At 70.2% G+C, this 923-nt stretch carries 2 protein-coding genes; both read left to right on the forward strand.

Annotated features, from left to right (window positions below):
- Positions 1–64: 64 nt before the first annotated feature.
- Positions 65–415, forward strand: a complete 351-nt coding sequence (locus HW130_RS35205; RefSeq protein ID WP_177153822.1) for a hypothetical protein — start codon at positions 65–67, stop codon at positions 413–415.
- A gap of 75 nt (positions 416–490) precedes the next feature.
- Positions 491–853 carry a hypothetical protein gene (locus tag HW130_RS35210; protein WP_177153823.1) on the forward strand — a complete coding sequence of 121 codons (363 nt, stop codon included), beginning with the start codon at positions 491–493 and terminating at the stop codon, positions 851–853.
- Positions 854–923 lie beyond the last annotated feature (70 nt).

Below are 923 nucleotides of genomic sequence, written 5' to 3' on the forward strand. Positions count from 1 at the left end.
GCTTGTCGGAACGGGGAACGGCACCCCACCCCGGCACCACCAACACCCCGAAAGGACACAGCAGATGACCAGCAGCAACGCGCAGACCGAGGCAGCCGCCTACACCGGCGAGGAGATGGAGGCCGCCACCGCCCACGTGCTTGACCGCTTCCTGAAGCCCCTCGCGGCCACCACCGGCCAGCACGTCGGCGATCTGCTCGACAACACCCCCGAGGACGTGTTTGCCGCCGCCGTCACCGCCTACATGATGGCTGGCCGCATCGCCCAGGAGGACCCCACGGCCGAGCTCCACGCCACGGCGGGTCAGATGTTCATCGCCATGCTCCGCATGACGCCCGGACAGGAGGGGTTCGCCGCCCTGATCACCGGCGCGATCTACCGCCAGATCCGTACGGAGGAAGGCGTCGAGGGCTAGCAGCCCCGACCACCGCCGGGGGCGGGAACGGCACCCGCCTCCGGCTTCACCACCGACACCACAGGAGAAAGCGACATGAACCAGGTCATCGTCTGGAACGAGCAGTGCGCGTGCGGAGGCAGCCTCTACGGCCGCATGGAGGAGCCGTGCGACCCCGAGTGCGCCGGATACCTCCCCAACCCCGTGGAGACCGCCCGCGCGACCCTCTTTGCTCACATTGACCGAGGGTCCCGCCGCGACGCCACCACCGCGACCGTGCTCAACAACGGTGGTCGCAGCCGCCTGTTCGTCCAGGACGACGGCACGAGCGTGCCGCTCGCCCCCACCCTCCACCGCGCCATTCACGACGACGTGACCGAGGCCGCCCACGCCTACGCCCGCACCGTCTACGGCCCCCGCCGCGCATGGCCCACCCGGTTCACCGTCACCCGCTACTGACCAGCAGTGCGACCACGGCCCCCGCCCCGGCGGGGGCCGTTTCGCTTGCACAAGCCAAGTCGCTGGAAAG

The organism is Streptomyces sp. PKU-EA00015 (assembly GCF_013387495.1).
Classification (GTDB): Bacteria; Actinomycetota; Actinomycetes; order Streptomycetales; family Streptomycetaceae; genus Streptomyces.

Bases quoted from the DNA above. Each gene is read 5' to 3' on its own strand.
- HW130_RS35210 (WP_177153823.1), top strand. From the start codon at position 491: ATGAACCAGGTCATCGTCTGGAACGAGCAGTGCGCGTGCGGAGGCAGC.
- HW130_RS35205 (WP_177153822.1), top strand. From the start codon at position 65: ATGACCAGCAGCAACGCGCAGACCGAGGCAGCCGCCTACACCGGCGAG.